Here is a 16,195-nt window from a genome sequence, read left to right on the forward strand (position 1 = left end):
CATTGATCACATTTTTACGTTTATCTCGCCCTATCCCTCATTCGCCGGGGCGCTATGCCCGCCAACGCAGTGCTACAACACGCACGTGCTAACGCGGGCCCCCCGCTTAATGCCTGGTCCAGTCCTGGTATTCTTGCTTGCGCCGCAGCGGCGCCGTCTCCGGCATCAGCGCCAGGCCTATTACCGACGCCACCCCCAGCACCGTGACATACATCGCCAGACCGTAATAATGCCCGCCGGTGACCTGCAATATTTTTACCGCCACCAGGCCGAGCACGCCGCTGCCGATCAACGAGCCGATTTGCCAAATAAGGGCGATGCCGCTGCAGCGGATATGGGTTGGGAACAGTTCGGGGAAAAAAGACGCCTGCGGCGCGTAGCACATGCTATGCCCAAGGGTCAGCACCAGTATCATCACCAGCTGCGTCAGCCAGAAACTGTCCTGGTTAATGGCCAGGAAAAACGGCACGATCATAATCACCTGCAGCAGCGCGCCCGCCATATAAACGGGTTTGCGCCCCAGGCGATCCGACAGATGCCCCATTAGCGGGATGGCGGGGATCTCCAGCGCCACGGCGATAATCATGGTTTCCATCAGCAGGTTGGTACTGAGATTATTGGCCTTGACGTAGGCCAGCACAATCACGGTAAACATGGCGAAGACGCAGGCTTCAATCAGCTTCGCGCACACCCCCTTGACGACGATGCCGGGAAAGTCGCGGATCACTTCCATGACCGGACGCGACTCCACGGCTTTGGTGGCGCGGATTTTAGCGAACACCGGCGACTCGTCGATACGCAGGCGGATAAACAGCCCCACCACCACCAGCAGCAGGCTGAGCAGGAACGGAATGCGCCAGCCGAAGCTCATCATCTGCTCGGGGGACAGGCCGGCGTTCAGCGCGGCAAACAACGCCAGCGGCAATAAAAAGCCCAGCGGCGCGCCGATTTGCACCCAGCTGGCAAAAAAGCCGCGCCGGGCGGGCTGTGAATACTCGGCGGTCATCAGCACCGCTCCCGCCTGTTCGCCGCCGACGCCGAACCCCTGCAATATACGGATTAGGATCAGCAGCACCGGCGCCCAAACGCCGATTTTCTCATAGGTGGGCAGCAGGCCGATGCAAAAGGTACCGAGACCGACGATCAAAATGGTGATCACCAGCGCTTTCTTGCGCCCGACTTTATCGCCGATATGGCCGAAGACGATGCCGCCGACGGGGCGCGCCAAAAAGCCCACCGCATAGGTGGCGAAGGCCGCCAGGGTGCTGACCAGCGGGTCGCTGCTGGGAAAAAACAGATGACCGAAAAACAGCACCGCGGCGGTGCCGTAGGCAAAAAAATCATAATATTCCGCCGCCGTGCCGATGGCCGACGCGCTGGCAACGCGGCGTATCAACGACCGTGAGTCTTTTTCGCTGAGCGTTTCTGTCTGAGTCGCCATGTTTTCACCTTTCAGTAGGGGGAGGTCATGCCGGAGGGAATGCAACAGGAAAAATAGTTCTGAACCAACTACCATACAAGTAATAAATGGTCATTTTTCAGCGGCGATCACATTTTTAGCCAAAACCGCCGCCATGGCGTGCACTCATCAGCAGGAAAGGGAAAGCGGCCCCATGCCGGGGCCGGGGGGGTTAAAGAATAAGGCTGCCGAGCAGGAAACCGAACACCACCGAGAAGGTGACGCCCAGCGTGCCGGGAATAAAGAACGGATGGTTAAAGACAAACCGGCCAATACGGGTGGTGCCGGTATCGTCCATCTGTACCGCCGCCACCAGGGTAGGATAGGTCGGCAGGATAAACAGCCCCGAGACAGCGGCAAACGACGCCACCACGGTCAGGGGCGAGACGTTCAGCGCCAGCGCCATCGGCATCAGCGCCTTGGCGGTGGCGGCCTGCGAATACAGCAGTGCGGAGCAGAAAAAGAAAATCACCGCCAGCAGCCAGGGATGGCCCTGGATAACGCCGCCCGCCGTCGTTTTGATCCAATCCAAATTGGCCTGGACAAACGTATCGCCCAGCCAGGCCACGCCCAGGATACAGATACAGGCGCTCATTCCCGCCTTAAAGGTGCTGGAATTGATCACCGCTTCGGTGGCGACGGCGCAGGTGAGGGTAATCAGGGTGGCGACGCTGAGCATAATGATAAGGATGGCGCTGGTGGTGGTCATGACCGGGGTTGCCACCAGGCCGAGGCCGGGACTGTTGATAATGGCGTAGGCGACGACGCCCAGCACGCCGGCAAGGAACAGCAGCACCGATATTTTCGCCCGCGGCTTGATCTGCGTCACCTGGTTGCCGCGCAGGGCGACCAGGCCGTCCTCAAGCCGTTTCAGATAAACCGGGTCATCGGACAGCCTGGCGTTAAACAGTCTCCCGACCAGCAGCGACATCAGCACCACGCCGCAAAAGGTGGAGGGAATGACCACCGACAACAGGTGGATATAGCTCACGCCATGGCTTTCCATCACGGACGACATATACACCACCGCCGCGGATATCGGCGAGGCGGTAATGGCGATTTGCGCGGAGACCACCGCGGTGGAGAGGGGACGGCAGGGTTTAATGCCCTGTTCCTTGGCCACTTCCGCAATCACCGGCAGGGCGGAAAGCGAAATATTGCCGGTGCCGGCAAACAGGGTCAGGAAATAGGTCACCACCGGCGCCAGCAGCGTAATGTGCCGGGGGTTTTTACGCAGTATTTTTTCCGTTTGCTGTACCAGGTAATCCATGCCGCCGGCGACCTGCATGGCGGCGATGGCGGCGATAACCGCCATGATGATGGAGATGACGTCGAACGGGATGCTGCCGGGTTTAACCCCGAGCATCGCCAGGACCAGCACGCCGAGGCCGCCGGCAAAGCCGATGCCGATACCGCCCAGGCGGGCGCCGAGGAAAATAGCCAGTAAGACAATGATAAGTTCGACCGCTAGCATAACCGGCCTCCCCGTGGCTGGGACCTGAACCCTATCGCCGCCGGTCTTATCCCGCCAGGAGAAGAGAGACTGTCATGGAAAAATACCGGAAAGACCTGAAGTGTGAAGCAAATAGGGCCGCTGGGACGAGCGTTTAACATGCAAATCTCCTTTTAAGCATCGTATTGACGAGCAGATCGGTAAAAATAGGGCTATTGGCTGTATTTCCAAACGGATCAACCATGATTATTATTTCTGGCCCAATCATATGCTGTTTTTACGGCAATACATGTCGCCATATCACTATCCACGGTCGTGAAAACGACAGAATGTGATATCTGCGATTATTCTCACAAATCCTTCAGAATTATCGCGCCCGTCTAGGGTAGGTTCAGGCATTACCGGCAACGGACAGCGGCTGGCGGGTGTGATTGCGATGTGCGGTATAGGGCTGAAAAAATCCCAACGGTGCGCCGGCGTTACCGGATGGGGGGACGCTGTAGGTCACCGTGCAACAGTATGGCGCTAAGCCGGATACGGTCAGCTCCCTGGAGAGCAGGGTCCGCATTGCGGTGAAAGGGTTTTCCGCGCGGGCTTGGGGCCGGCAGGGAGGGCGGTGCGGGTTATGTCAAATCGTGCAGGTCTTTCGCCTGCGGCTTGCCGAGGCGGATATCGTCGAAGGCGACCGTCAGCCCCGCGCGTTCCGGCGTGCAGCACATCACGCCGGCGAACCAGGGCGGCGCGGACGGAAACGGGCAAAGGCGCAGCAGCGGCCAGTATTTCCCGTCGGCGGAATATTGCAGCCGCACGCAGCCGTCGGCGAGCGTCAGACGCAGCCAAAAACAGCCGGCGTCGCCCGCGAACGGCATGCTTGACCAGTCGGAGTCCGGCGCGGTCAGCACGCTGCCCATCATCGGCTGGTCGTCGGTATATTCGATCCCCGCTTTCAGCCAATGCCTCTGGTCCTTAAGCACCATCAGGCCGGCCTGATCGTATAACCGGCGATAATCGCCGCGCACGCGCGCCTGCAATGTGAAATCCGCGCGCATATCGCAGCCGAACACATGGCCGGAATGACGCTGGAATCCGTACCAGGTCCGTTGCCAGAAATCCGTCTTGCCGTTGGTCGCCACCCGCAGCACCGACCCGTTCAGGGCCCATTGATCCGGCTCGTTCAACCAGCGCCAGCCTGAAAAATCCATCATCGCCTCTCCCTGGGTTATTGTCCGCAGAAAAGAGTAGCTGACGTCCTTGATACGCGCAAATTAAGCCTAGGTCACCACGGTTTCGACGCTGCCGCGCGCGGTGATGGCGCTGCCCATGCCCGCCGTAATGGAAAATACGACGGCGATAATCTGGGTCGGCGTCAGGGTTTCCGACAGCATGACAAAGGCCACCAGCGCCGCGACGGCCGGCTCCATGCTGACCAGGATTCCGAAGGCCTTATGCGGCAGCCGCTTTAAAGCGGCCATTTCCAGCGTCATCGGCAGGGAACTGGAGAGCAGGGCGATAAGCAGCCCCATGGCCAGCAGGTCGGGACGGGTAAGGATGGCGCCGGCATCCATCATGCCCACCGGCAAGGTGACCATCGAGGCGAACACCAGGCCGACGGCCACGGTTTGGCCCGAGTGCAGGTGGCTGACGGTCTTGCCGAACACAATATACAGCGCCCAGCATAACGCGGCGGCCAGCGCAAACAGCACGCCGGACAGCGGCAGCCCGCTGTCGTTGCCGCGCAGCGGCAACAGCAGCAGAACGCCGGTAACGGCCAGGGCTATCCAAATAAAATCGCTGAGTTTGCGGGAATACAGTACGGTAACGGCCAGGGGGCCGACAAATTCAATCGCCACCGCCAGGCCGAACGGGATGCTTTCGAGGGCGAGATAAAAGCACAGGTTCATCATCCCAAGCGTCAGGCCGTAAAGGGCGATGGATTGATATTCGCGTAAGGTGATTGACGCCCGCCAGGGACGCCACAGCAACATCAGGACGATGGCGGAAAACCCCGTCCTGAGCGCGGTGGTGCCGGTGGCGCCGATCAGGGGAAACAGCAGCGCCTTGGCAAGCGAGGAACCGATGCTGAGCGACAATATGGAACCCAATACCAACAGAAAGGGAATCAGTCTGGCGGCGGCGGAGGATGACATGAGACGTTCCCTTTAATGTGATGATTTAACCCGGTGACAGGCGCCAGTTATCTTCCGTGCGCGGCGGTTCAGAGATCTTCCAGCGGCACCTGTTTGAGGGTTTCCACGCGCATCAGCAGCGCGTACAGCGGCTGCAGGCGGGTAAAATCCCGCATCAGCCGCGAAGCCAGCGCCGGTGAAAACAGGGAGGCGATATTATTATCCGTCGTCATCACGGCAAAGGATTTGCGATTGTACCAGCTCGCCAGCGCCGGATCCTGGTCTTTGATCAGCGGCCGTTTATAGCTTTCGCCGGCCAGCGCAAACGGCGCGCGCGCGCAGGCGGCGGCGCGGGCAAACTCTTCCGGCTGGCGCAGCATCAGGTGGCGAAAACGGTCCATGGTGGCTTTGCTGGCGGAGTAATAGCCCAGGCCATAATGAAAAAAATCGGGGGTGATTTCGAAAAAAAACACCGGCGCGTCGGTCCATTCCTTTGAATGGCGTTTAAAGGTCAGCCACATCCGATTGCGAAACAGCGATTTATCGCGGGAAAACCGGGTATCGCGATACATGCGCGACAGCGTTTTGCCCACCGCCGGGCGCGTTTCGACCTGGTCGTCGATGGCCAGCATCGCCGGGGCAAGATCCTCCACCAGGGCGCGAAACGGGGCCAGCAGATGGCGCTGATACTCCCCGCGATGAGACTCGAACCACTCCTTGCTGTTTTCCTTGACCACCTGTTGCAGAAATTCCAGCCCGGTGGGCGTAAAACCCTGGAAAGAAGACGACGGCACTGTGACGACCTTAATGTGATTGGGACGGTTTCCCGCGGTTGCTATAGCCATTGTGGCGAGTCGGTCCTGACCTTTCAACCGGATTTTCGCCGGACGGCGCCCGCGGGGATAACGCGATTGGCGCCATGGCCGGCGGATAAATTCCATGGACGGGAAATAATGCGTTAAATATTGTTACAATAAAAAATGAAATTTCCCTGACGATAGGCAAAATCAGGCGCATCACCCAAAAAGGGTTGATATAGATCAACCTAACCTGCGCGCCGTTTTTTTCTCTTTTTAATTAAAATAAGATTGCATTACTATGTTTGGCAACGTCCTGACAGGCCTCAGCATGATCCGGCCGCGGCAGTATTCAGGAAACAATTTAATAAACCGGATTGACGCATTTTATCAATAATATTTTCTACCCTGTTCAATAAACGATTTAAGGGTGGGCCGTGTTCCGTTCAAATAAGAATTATTCACAATGAAATCATTTTTTTAAAATTGATTTCACTCTCGTCAACCTAACGCAAATATAGGAAGAGTTCCGGTGAAGATAAAAACGTCTTATGGCCTGAGCTGGCTGCCCCTGGTGGTGATTGTCGCCATCGCGCTGGCGCTGTGGCCGCTTACGCCGCCAACCGGCCTCAGCGCGGCCGCCTGGCATTCCGCGGTGATATTTGTCGCCACCATCGTCGCCATCGTCGCCAACGTCCTGCCCATCGGCGCCATTGGCATTATCAGCATCACTATTTTTGCCCTGACGTATGCGGCGGGTGATAAAACCGCCAGCGGCGCCATCGTGACGGCCCTCAGCGAGCTGAACAGTTCGCTTATCTGGCTTATCGTGGTCGCGTTCATGATTGCGCGCGGGTTTATCAAGACCGGGCTTGGGCGGCGCGTGGCGTTGATGCTGATTCGCCTGTTGGGCAAGCGCACCCTCGGCCTGGCCTACGGGCTGGCGTTTGCCGACCTGCTGCTGGCGCCGGCCATGCCCAGCAACACCGCGCGCTGCGGCGGGGTGATCTATCCCATCGCCGATTCCCTGGCGCGCAGTTTTAATTCGCATCCGGACGATGCCTCGCGCAGCAAGATCGGCACCTTTCTCATCGTGTGCATCGGCAATGTCAACGATATTACCTCGGCGCTGTTTATGACCGCCTATACCGGCAATCTGCTGGCGGTCAAACTGGCGGCCAATGCCGGCATCCATATCACCTGGTTCGGCTGGTTTATGGCCGCGCTGCTGCCCTGCGTGGTGTCGCTGCTTATCGTCCCGCCCTGCATTTATTATCTGGTTCGCCCGGAGATCAAAAAAACCCCGGACGCGCCGGTATTCGCCGCCGCCGAGCTGGAAAAAATGGGGCCGCTGGGCAAGGGCGAATGGTTAATGCTGGCAACGGTGCTGCTGCTGCTGGTGCTGTGGATTTTTGGCACCTGGCTTGGCATCGACCCCACCACCGCGTCCTTTGTCGGCCTGTCCTTTTTGCTGCTGACCGGTGTCCTAACCTGGGAAGAGATTAAAAGCGAGAAGGGCGCCTGGGATACGCTGGTGTGGTTCGCCGCGCTGCTGATGATGGCCAACCAGCTGAAAAATCTGGGGTTCACCACTTGGTTCGGCGATCTGATCGGCACCAATATCGGCCACCTTATGGCCGGGACCAGCTGGGTCTGGGTACTGCTGCTGCTGAACGCCGCCTATCTTTATACGCATTATTTTTTCGCCAGCGGCAATGCGCAGATTGCGGCGCTGTATGCGGTATTCCTGGCCGTCGGCATGACGCTCGGCATTCCGGTGCTGCCCATGGCCTTTATGCTGGCGTTTACCAGCAGCCTGTATTGTTCCCTAACCCAGTATACCCATGCGCGCGGTCCCATCCTGTTTGGCGCCGGCTATGTGCCGACCCGTGTCTGGTGGCGCACCGGTTTTGTGGTCAGCGTGATCAACCAGATTATTTTTATGGGCGTGGGCCTGACCTGGTGGCGGGTGCTGGGGCTGTATTAATCCGCATCCAGGGCTTATCCCGGCATTGCCCTGGCGGCGCCGGGATAGTATTTTCCCGGCGCAAACCCCACCGGGCGCGCGTCAGGAGGTCGAGCGGAGTTTAGGGTATTTTTTCAGCCAGCGGCCGCTGGCCAGGCGCCAGTAGAAAAACAGGCCGCGCACAATCCAGTCCAGGAACATTCCCAGCCAAATGCCCACCACGCCGAAACCCAGCACGATCCCAAGCGTATATCCCGCCACGATGCGGCATCCCCACATGCCAAGCATGGATATCCACATGGTGAAACGCGCGTCGCGCGCGCCCTTCAGCCCCGCAGGCAAGACCCATGACGCGGCCCAGAACGGCATAAACGCGGCGTTAAGCCAGACCAGTATTTTCACCACGTGGATAACATCCTCCTCGCGGGTATAAAACGCGGCCAGCAGACCGGCGAACGGCACCGAGAGGAAGGCGATCAGCGATAATCCCAGGGTGGACAGCCAGAAGATATGCTTCAACTGGCGTTCCGCCTGGCCGCGCTGGCGTTTTCCCAAACGCGTGCCGACAATAATGGTCGCGGCGGACCCCAACGCATTGCCGGGCAAATTGATCAGGGAAGCGATGGAAAAAGCGATGAAATTGCCGGCAATCACATCGGTGCCCATACCCGCCACGAACACCTGGGTCAGCAGCTTGCCGCCGTTAAACAGCACTGATTCAATACTGGCGGGAATACCGATGCCCAGCACTTCCTTCAGGATGCTGGTGTCCAGCCGGTAAAAATAGCTCTTCAGCGAAATTTTCAGCGCCGGGTTAAACCCGATCATCAGTACGTAAATTACCGCCGCCGCGCCGATATAGCGGGTGATGGTCAGTCCCAGGCCGGCGCCGATAAACCCCAGTCCCGGCCATGAAAACACGCCGTAAATCAGGATAGTGCTGATAATAATATTGAGGATATTCATCCCGCCGTTGATAAGCATCGGGATCTTGGTATTGCCCGCGCCGCGCAGCGCGCCGCTGCCGATAAGCGCGATGGCGGCGGCCGGATAGCTCCAGGCGGTGATTTTCAGGTAGCTTAACGCCAGGGCTTTCACCTGCGGCGCGGCGCTGCCGGCGATCACATCGATAATCGCCTGGCCGTAGAATTCGATTCCCAGCGCCAGCAGCACGGCGATCACCGTCATCAGCGCCAGCGATTGCCTGGTGGCGGCGCGTGCCCGCTGGGGATTGAGTTTCCCCAGGCTGAACGCCACCACCACCGTGGTGCCCAGATCCACGGCGGCGAAAAACGCGATGATCACCATGTTAAAACTGTCGGCCAGGCCCACGCCGGCCATGGCTTCCTTGCCCAGCCAACTGACCAGGAACGTGCTCAACACCCCCATCAGCAAGACGCACATATTTTCGAACAGGATCGGCACCGCGAGCGGGGTGATTTCTCGCCAGAACAGCACCCGATAGGAATGCCGTTTGGGATACCACGCCGTACGCTCGATGGCGTGCCGCAACGCTACTGTGATGTTTTGCAAGATAGTTCCAGCTGTAGAAAAAGACGGGCGCTTTACTTGATGATGGTAAAAGACCTGTGAATTTGCAAAGTCTTTTTAATCAGCAGATGTGACGGGCGCTGACGCCCGGGCTAGATGAGGGATTCGTGCACGAGGGATTGCAACACGCTTAACGGTGCCCGCCTGGGATCGCGCATGGCGGACAACGGCAGCATAAAAGTCTGTTCAAGCAGGAATTGTCCGTCCATCGCCGCGTGGGGCGTTTGATCGGAAAAACAGATCCAGGTGCTGCCCGGCGGGAATGCCATCACCAACTGCGGGCCGTCGCGCTGATAGTTCGCATCGGCTTTCATGGCGTCATGCAATTGCAGCATCAGATGATCGTAACGGCTGCGGCGTGTTTTGGTGATGCCAACGGCGTTTAGCCACCAGCTTGCCAAAGGGGAATAGCGCCTGAGCCGCGGCAGAAAACGCTGCGCCAGCTGGGGAAAGGGCTCGCCGATGCGCCAGGTACGGCTTATGCCATAAGGATTGATATTGGTGAAAACGCGCAGTATGCGCTCGCCGCGGTTGGGCCGTGAAGGAAAGGCGTCCACGTGCAGGCGGCTATCATCCTTGCGCCAGGAGGCCCTGGCGCGCCAGTCGGCGACCTGATGCAGTCGCAGGGTACCGGCCGGGCTGTGGCAGGCGTCAAGGTAGGCCGGCAGCAATGACGCCATCAGGGCGCGGCAGTCCTGATAATAACGCTGCAGCAGTTGCCGCGCCGCCGGACGCTGCTCCGGCGCCGCCACGCCGTCCAGCCGGTCGCGATCGGGCCAATAGCTGATATTTTTGCGTTCCGGCTCCAGCAGGACGGGATCGAGCAAGGCCTCTTCTTGCGGGGTTAATATAAAAGACAAGCGGGGTAAATACAGAATTTTGCCCTCTTCCAGCGCCGCGACGACGGCGGACGCGTCTGGCCGGTCAAGGTGCCATTGCTGGTAAGGCAGCGTCATCACGGCAAGCTCATAGGCTATTGAGTTCGGCATAATAATTCCTGGTATAAACGGACGATCCGGTTATTTTTTTCGGCGGTCATTGCGACTGGATAATACTTTTATCCAACATTACTATTATTTAGAGATATATTTCGGGAGCCGGAGCAATAATTTGCCAAGTTATTAATTGAATAATTATAATCGTAAATGAGACAAGGAAATAAACAGTCGCCAAATAAGCACCAGATAAATTTATGTTTTACCGCGCTCGCCATCACGCCACGCGGCGTGGAATGACAGGGTAACCAGACCAGTGAAAAATCGCTATGATGGTTACGGTCACCCTTATTAATGTATAACTTCCCGGCGATATATCATTTTAATTAATGCCGTATCCGTCATGCAATAAACCGCGCCGTTACAGGTTCAGTAAATCCACGATGGCGTCCACTACGGCCTGCGGCGCTTCCTGGGGAATATTATGCCCGATGCCCGCTAACAGGCGCCGTTGATAATAGGCGGAAAATTTATCGCGATCGGGATCGGCGCCGCCCGGCGCGCCGGTGTCGAGACCCGCGCCCACGCCGTCGTCAAGACCGCATAGCGAAATGGTGGGCACCGCGATAACCGGCAGGCGTTGTAACCGATCCTCGATCGGCTGCAGTAGGGGATCTCCCGCCATATAGCCGTACCGGTGGCGGTAGGAATGGATCACCACCTCGACAAAATCCGGGTTGTCGAATGAGGCGGCGGTGCGCGCGTAGGCGGCGTCGGTAAAATGCCAGGAAGGCGACCATAACCGCCACAGCAGGCGGCAAAATGCCGCCCGGTTGGCCGTCAGTCCGGCGCGGCCGCGCGGGGTATGGAAATAATATTGGTACCAGTACCGGTGCTCCGCCTCGGGATCCTGCGGCGCGGCTGAAGCGGCGATATCCTGGATATTGTAACCGCCCGCGCTGACCAGGGCCGTCACCCTGGCGGGCCAAAGAGCGGCGAGGATACAGGCCGCGCGCCCGCCCCAGTCATAGCCCGCCAGGACGGCCTTCTCCAGCGACAGCGCGTCCATCATATCCAGCAGATCACGGGCCAGGGCGGCCTGCTGCCCCGAGCGCATGACGCTGTCGTTGATAAACCGGGTGGGGCCGTAGCCGCGCAGATAAGGCACCATCACCCGGTAGCCCCGCGCGACCAGCCCAGGCGCCACGTCATCATAGGCGCGCGGATCGTAGGGAAAGCCATGCAGTAAAATCACCGCCGCGCCGTCCCGCGGACCATATTCCTCATAAGCCAGGTCGAGCATGGGGGTGCGCACGTGCCTTGTCGCGGGAAGTTTCATCAGGGCGCTCCTGTGGTGTATGCCGCAAGGTGATAAGTCAGTATAGAACGGTTGGCAACCGGCGATGATCATCCGTCGTGCTTCGTAATGCGAAATAACATGCGAGTGATTAGTATTTATATTTTATCGCCAGGGGGAGGGCGTTATACCCATAACGGACTTGTTTTTTTAAAAATCTGGCGGGTCGTTTTATTCTTTATTTCGCTTATGGCGGGCCGGGTGCGCCGGCGATATTTTTCGCCATGGGGAGAAAGAACGTCTTTATTCTCCCCGTTGTACGGTCAATAGGGCGAAAATCTGTGCGCAAACTCATATTTTAATTCTTTAATGAATCAATATTATTTAAATCCAAAGAGGGATTTAATAAATAACTAATTGAATTTTAAGTATTAATTAATTCAAGAAGTGTTATATAAAATTATATATATCGGTTTTATTGATGCCGGACAATACCCCTGTCTATCCTAAGGGTAATCTCATTGCGAGGATGATTATGCCGCAATGAATTTCCGCCGCGCTTTCTGTGTTCGGTAGCATTTTATGCGTGGCGAGACTGTTCCGGATTGATGTCATCGTTAAACAGGGATTTGAGATCTTCAGGGTGAATTATCATGAAAAGCAAAAATAATAATACTTTACTAAATATCCCCCTAACCCGGCGAAATCTGGTGAAGGATAGCGCAGTGTGCGGACTGGCGCTGGCCGCCGGCGGCGTGTCGCTGCCGTTCAGCCGCCAGGCCCGGGCCGACGGAGATCCGGCAACCCTACCCCCGTCCCCCGCCGCTGAAAAAATCGTCTGGAGCGCCTGTACGGTAAACTGCGGCAGCCGTTGTCCGCTGCGCATGCATGTGGCCGATGGCGAAATCACATATGTGGAAACCGATAATACCGGCAATGACGTGTATGGGGATCTGCACCAGGTACGCGCCTGCCTGCGCGGGCGGTCGATGCGACGCCGGGTCTATAATCCCGATCGGCTGAAATACCCGATGCTGCGGGTAGGGCAACGTGGCGAAGGCAAATTTAAACGCATCAGCTGGGACGAGGCGTTCGGTTTAATCAGCGCTAACCTTAAGCGCATTATTAAGGATTATGGCAACGAGGCCATTTACCTGAATTACGGCACCGGCACGCTCGGCGGCACCATGACCCGCTCCTGGCCGCCGGGGAAAACGCTGATTGCCCGCCTGATGAACTGCTGCGGCGGCTATCTGAACCATTATGGTGACTACAGTTCGGCGCAAATCGCGGCGGGATTGAACTATACCTACGGCGGCTGGGCGGAAGGCAACAGCCCGACCGATATCGTTAATAGCAAGCTGGTGGTGATGTTCGGCAATAATCCCGGTGAAACCCGTATGAGCGGCGGCGGGGTGACCTATTTGCTGGAGCAGGCGCGCGAGCAGTCCAATACCCGGATGGTGGTTATCGATCCCCGGTATACCGATACCGCCGCCGGCCGCGAAGACGAGTGGCTGCCCATCCGGCCGGGCACGGACGCCGCGCTGGCTTCTGCGCTGGCTTATGTGCTTATTAGCGAAAACCTGGTGGACCAGCCCTTCCTGGATAAATACTGCGTCGGTTATGACGAAAAAACACTGCCTGCCGACGCGCCGGCCAATGGCCATTATAAAGCCTATATCCTGGGCCAAGGCCAGGACGGGACGGCGAAGACCCCGGCCTGGGGCGCCGCCATCACCGGCATCCCCGCCGCGCGCATCATCCAGCTGGCGCGGGAAATCGGCAGCGCCAAGCCGGCCTATATCTGCCAGGGGTGGGGGCCGCAGCGCCACGCCAACGGCGAGACGACCACCCGCGCCATCGCGATGCTGGCCATCCTGACCGGCAATGTCGGCATCAGCGGCGGCAACAGCGGCGCCCGCGAAGGGTCCTATGAAATCCCCTTTGTCCGTATGCCGACGCTGGAAAACCCGGTAAAAACCAGTATTTCCATGTTCTTATGGACCGATGCCATCGTGCGCGCCACCGAGATGACCGCGACCCGCGACGGGGTACGCGGCAAGGACAAGCTTGACGTCCCGATAAAATTTATCTGGAATTACGCCGGCAACTGCCTGATCAATCAACATTCCGACATCAACCGTACCCATGACATCCTGCAGGATGACAAGAAATGCGAGATGATTGTGGTGATCGATAACCATATGACCTCGTCGGCCCAATATGCCGATCTGGTGCTGCCGGACTGTACGGCGTCGGAGCAAATGGATTTTTGTCTGGACGCGTCAAGCGGTGATATGGGGTACGTGATTTTTGCCAGCCAGGCTATCAAGCCGCGGTTCGAGTGCAAGAATATCTACGATATGACCAGCGAAATCGCCCGCCGCATGGGGGTCGAGCAGCAGTTTACCGAAGGGCGCACGCAGGAAGAGTGGCTGCGTTATCTTTATCAGCAGTCGCGGCTGGCCGTTCCGGCGCTGCCGGAATTTGAACAGCTCCAGGCCCAGGGCATATTCAAGCAGCGCGATCCGGACGGCCATTTCGTGGCTTATAAAGCCTTTCGCGCCGATCCGGCGGCCAATCCGCTCACCACGCCCTCTGGTAAAATTGAAATCTATTCCGCCGCGCTGGCAACGCTGGCGGCTACCTGGCAACTGTCCCCCGGCGATGAAATCAACCCGCTGCCCGTCTATAGCCCGGGTTTTGAAAACTACGATGATGCGCTGAATAAAAAATACCCCTTGCAGCTGACCGGGTTTCATTACAAGGCGCGCACTCATTCAACCTACGGCAATATCGCTATTTTAAAGGCCGCGAACCCGCAGGAAATCTGGATAAATCCCCTTGATGCGCAAGCGCGCGGCATCAAAGACGGCGACATTATCCGCATATTCAACGACCGGGGTGAGGTGAGGATCAATGCCAGAGTCACGCCGCGCATGATGCCCGGGGTAGTGGGTTTGGGCGAGGGCGCCTGGTATGCGCCGGACGGGAATCGTATCGACCATGCCGGCAGCATTAACGTGCTGACCACGCAGCGCCCTTCTCCGCTGGCCAAGGGTAATCCTTCGCATACCAATTTGGTGGAAGTTGTCCGACTTTAAGGAGTAGTCCATGTCGACACAATATGGATTTTATATTGATTCAAGTCGTTGCACCGGCTGCAAGACCTGCGAAATGGCCTGCAAAGACTATAAAAATCTGGCGCCGGACGTCAGTTTTCGCCGCATTTATGAATATGCCGGCGGCACATGGCGGCAGGAAGCGGACGGCAGCTGGCAGCAGAACGTCTTTAGCTATTATCTCTCCATTGCCTGTAATCATTGCGAGGATCCGGCCTGCGTCAAGGTCTGCCCGAGCGGGGCCATGCATAAGCGCGATGACGGCCTGGTGGTGGTTAACGAGGATGTCTGCATCGGCTGCCGCTACTGCGCCATGGCCTGTCCCTACGGCGCGCCGCAGTATAATGAGGCGAAAGGGCATATGACCAAGTGCGATGGCTGCCAGGAGCGTTTGGCCGTCGGTCTGAAACCGGTCTGTGTCGAATCCTGTCCCTTGCGGGCGCTCGACTTCGGTCCCATTGAGGATCTGCGCCGGCAACACGGTACGCTGGCTCAGCTGGCGCCGTTGCCGCAGGCTCGCTACACCAAGCCTAACATTGTGCTTAAGCCTAACGCCAATAGCCGTCCTTGCGACGATACCACCGGCTATCTGGCTAATCCGAGGGAGGTGTAATATGGGTACGGGATGGCAGGAATGGCCCCTGATTTGGTTTACGGTGCTGGGGCAGTGTGTGGTGGGCGGGTTTATCGTCATGGGGCTGGCGCGGATGGCCGGCCATTACGATGCCGGGCAGCATCTGCGGCTGCATCGCTGGATGAGCGTTCTCTGGCTGCTGATGGGCCTGGCGTTTCTGGCGTCGGTGCTGCACCTGGGCACGCCGCTGCGGGCGCTTAATTCGCTCAATCGGCTGGGTTCGTCGGGACTCAGTAATGAAATCGCCGCCGGGTCGCTGTTTTTCGCCGCGGGCGGCCTCTACTGGCTGCTGACGGTGACCGGCAGGATGCCGCGCGCGCTGGGCAAGGCGTGGCTGGGTCTTGCCATGGCGCTGGGCCTGGTATTTGTCTATGCCATGACCCGGGTTTACCGGATTGATACCGTACCCACCTGGAATAACGGCTATACCGCGCTGAATTTCTTTCTGACGGTGCTCATCGGCGGGCCGCTGCTGGGCGCGCTATTGCTGCGGGCCGCCGGGATCGAGATCCGCCGCCGCCGGATGCTGGTTACGCTTAGCATCGCGGCGTTGCTTGTCAGTATGGGGGCTGCCGTCATGCAGGCGGCCGGACTGGCGGCAATACAGAGTTCAGTGCAGCAGTCCGCCGCGCTGGTGCCCTGGTACGGCGAACTGATGGCGCTGCGGCTGGCGCTGGTCGTCCTTGGCCTGGGCTGCTGGGTCTGGCCGATGCTGCGGCGCGTCAACAGCGGCGTCGCCGGTCTGGCGCTGGGTTTTGCCTTGGTGGTGGCGGGAGAACTGGTGGCCCGCGGGGTATTTTATGGATTGCATATGACCGTCGGCATGGCTGTTGCCGGTTAGCGTGCAAAACG

12 protein-coding genes are annotated in these 16,195 nt (G+C 58.2%); 4 read left to right on the forward strand and 8 right to left on the reverse strand.

Going from position 1 to position 16,195, the window contains the following annotated elements:
* Window positions 1-106: 106 nt before the first annotated feature.
* The 5 genes from ACL2XM_RS07495 to ACL2XM_RS07515 form a co-directional block, all read right to left on the reverse strand.
* Complete coding sequence (locus ACL2XM_RS07495; protein ID WP_413732664.1) at window positions 107-1,441, reverse strand: MFS transporter; 1,335 nt, start codon at window positions 1,439-1,441, stop codon at window positions 107-109.
* A 190-nt stretch (window positions 1,442-1,631) separates the two neighbouring features.
* The gene (locus ACL2XM_RS07500; RefSeq protein WP_410014709.1) at window positions 1,632-2,933 is read right to left on the reverse strand and encodes an anaerobic C4-dicarboxylate transporter; all 1,302 of its coding nucleotides are present in this window, start codon (window positions 2,931-2,933) and stop codon (window positions 1,632-1,634) included.
* 602 nt (window positions 2,934-3,535) lie between these two features.
* Window positions 3,536-4,117, reverse strand: coding sequence for a DUF1349 domain-containing protein (locus tag ACL2XM_RS07505; protein WP_413728194.1), 582 nt, complete (start codon window positions 4,115-4,117; stop codon window positions 3,536-3,538).
* A 66-nt stretch (window positions 4,118-4,183) separates the two neighbouring features.
* A complete protein-coding gene (locus tag ACL2XM_RS07510; RefSeq protein ID WP_410014710.1) occupies window positions 4,184-5,059 on the reverse strand; it encodes an EamA family transporter in 876 nt (291 codons plus the stop codon).
* 68 nt (window positions 5,060-5,127) lie between these two features.
* The gene (locus tag ACL2XM_RS07515; RefSeq protein ID WP_413732665.1) at window positions 5,128-5,883 is read right to left on the reverse strand and encodes a DUF2461 domain-containing protein; all 756 of its coding nucleotides are present in this window, start codon (window positions 5,881-5,883) and stop codon (window positions 5,128-5,130) included.
* 484 nt (window positions 5,884-6,367) lie between these two features.
* On the opposite strand from ACL2XM_RS07515, the gene ACL2XM_RS07520 reads away from it, so the two are divergent.
* A complete protein-coding gene (locus ACL2XM_RS07520) occupies window positions 6,368-7,822 on the forward strand; it encodes a DASS family sodium-coupled anion symporter (RefSeq protein ID WP_410014712.1) in 1,455 nt (484 codons plus the stop codon).
* 81 nt (window positions 7,823-7,903) lie between these two features.
* On the opposite strand, the gene ACL2XM_RS07525 is transcribed toward ACL2XM_RS07520, so the two are convergent.
* The 3 genes from ACL2XM_RS07525 to ACL2XM_RS07535 form a co-directional block, all read right to left on the reverse strand.
* Window positions 7,904-9,334 (reverse strand): EmmdR/YeeO family multidrug/toxin efflux MATE transporter, encoded by a 1,431-nt coding sequence (locus ACL2XM_RS07525; RefSeq protein WP_410014713.1) that lies wholly within the window; start codon window positions 9,332-9,334, stop codon window positions 7,904-7,906.
* Window positions 9,335-9,444: 110 nt separating this feature from the next.
* The gene (locus ACL2XM_RS07530) at window positions 9,445-10,341 is read right to left on the reverse strand and encodes a Kdo hydroxylase family protein (protein ID WP_413732667.1); all 897 of its coding nucleotides are present in this window, start codon (window positions 10,339-10,341) and stop codon (window positions 9,445-9,447) included.
* Window positions 10,342-10,708: 367 nt separating this feature from the next.
* A complete protein-coding gene (locus ACL2XM_RS07535; protein WP_413732669.1) occupies window positions 10,709-11,626 on the reverse strand; it encodes an alpha/beta fold hydrolase in 918 nt (305 codons plus the stop codon).
* A 611-nt stretch (window positions 11,627-12,237) separates the two neighbouring features.
* Between ACL2XM_RS07535 and dmsA the strand changes: the two genes are divergently transcribed.
* The 3 genes from dmsA to ACL2XM_RS07550 are packed head-to-tail and all read left to right on the forward strand — an operon-like array spanning window position 12,238 to window position 16,184.
* Window positions 12,238-14,691 (forward strand): dimethylsulfoxide reductase subunit A, encoded by a 2,454-nt coding sequence (gene dmsA / locus ACL2XM_RS07540; RefSeq protein WP_413732671.1) that lies wholly within the window; start codon window positions 12,238-12,240, stop codon window positions 14,689-14,691.
* A 10-nt stretch (window positions 14,692-14,701) separates the two neighbouring features.
* A complete protein-coding gene (locus tag ACL2XM_RS07545) occupies window positions 14,702-15,322 on the forward strand; it encodes a DMSO/selenate family reductase complex B subunit (protein ID WP_413723023.1) in 621 nt (206 codons plus the stop codon).
* 1 nt (window position 15,323) lies between these two features.
* Complete coding sequence (locus tag ACL2XM_RS07550) at window positions 15,324-16,184, forward strand: DmsC/YnfH family molybdoenzyme membrane anchor subunit (RefSeq protein ID WP_413723022.1); 861 nt, start codon at window positions 15,324-15,326, stop codon at window positions 16,182-16,184.
* Window positions 16,185-16,195 lie beyond the last annotated feature (11 nt).

Origin of the sequence: Sodalis sp. RH20 (assembly GCF_047324205.1) — a bacterium.
Classification (GTDB): Bacteria; Pseudomonadota; Gammaproteobacteria; order Enterobacterales; family Enterobacteriaceae; genus Acerihabitans.

What these genes read in the sequence shown, in the direction of transcription:
- ACL2XM_RS07495 (WP_413732664.1), bottom strand. Translation starts at nt 1,441, where the DNA reads ATGGCGACTCAGACAGAAACGCTCAGCGAAAAAGACTCACGGTCGTTG.
- ACL2XM_RS07500 (WP_410014709.1), bottom strand. Translation starts at nt 2,933, where the DNA reads ATGCTAGCGGTCGAACTTATCATTGTCTTACTGGCTATTTTCCTCGGC.
- ACL2XM_RS07505 (WP_413728194.1), bottom strand. Translation starts at nt 4,117, where the DNA reads ATGATGGATTTTTCAGGCTGGCGCTGGTTGAACGAGCCGGATCAATGG.
- ACL2XM_RS07510 (WP_410014710.1), bottom strand. Translation starts at nt 5,059, where the DNA reads ATGTCATCCTCCGCCGCCGCCAGACTGATTCCCTTTCTGTTGGTATTG.
- ACL2XM_RS07515 (WP_413732665.1), bottom strand. Translation starts at nt 5,883, where the DNA reads ATGGCTATAGCAACCGCGGGAAACCGTCCCAATCACATTAAGGTCGTC.
- ACL2XM_RS07530 (WP_413732667.1), bottom strand. Translation starts at nt 10,341, where the DNA reads ATGCCGAACTCAATAGCCTATGAGCTTGCCGTGATGACGCTGCCTTAC.
- ACL2XM_RS07535 (WP_413732669.1), bottom strand. Translation starts at nt 11,626, where the DNA reads ATGAAACTTCCCGCGACAAGGCACGTGCGCACCCCCATGCTCGACCTG.
- dmsA (WP_413732671.1), top strand. Translation starts at nt 12,238, where the DNA reads ATGAAAAGCAAAAATAATAATACTTTACTAAATATCCCCCTAACCCGG.
- ACL2XM_RS07545 (WP_413723023.1), top strand. Translation starts at nt 14,702, where the DNA reads ATGTCGACACAATATGGATTTTATATTGATTCAAGTCGTTGCACCGGC.
- ACL2XM_RS07550 (WP_413723022.1), top strand. Translation starts at nt 15,324, where the DNA reads ATGGGTACGGGATGGCAGGAATGGCCCCTGATTTGGTTTACGGTGCTG.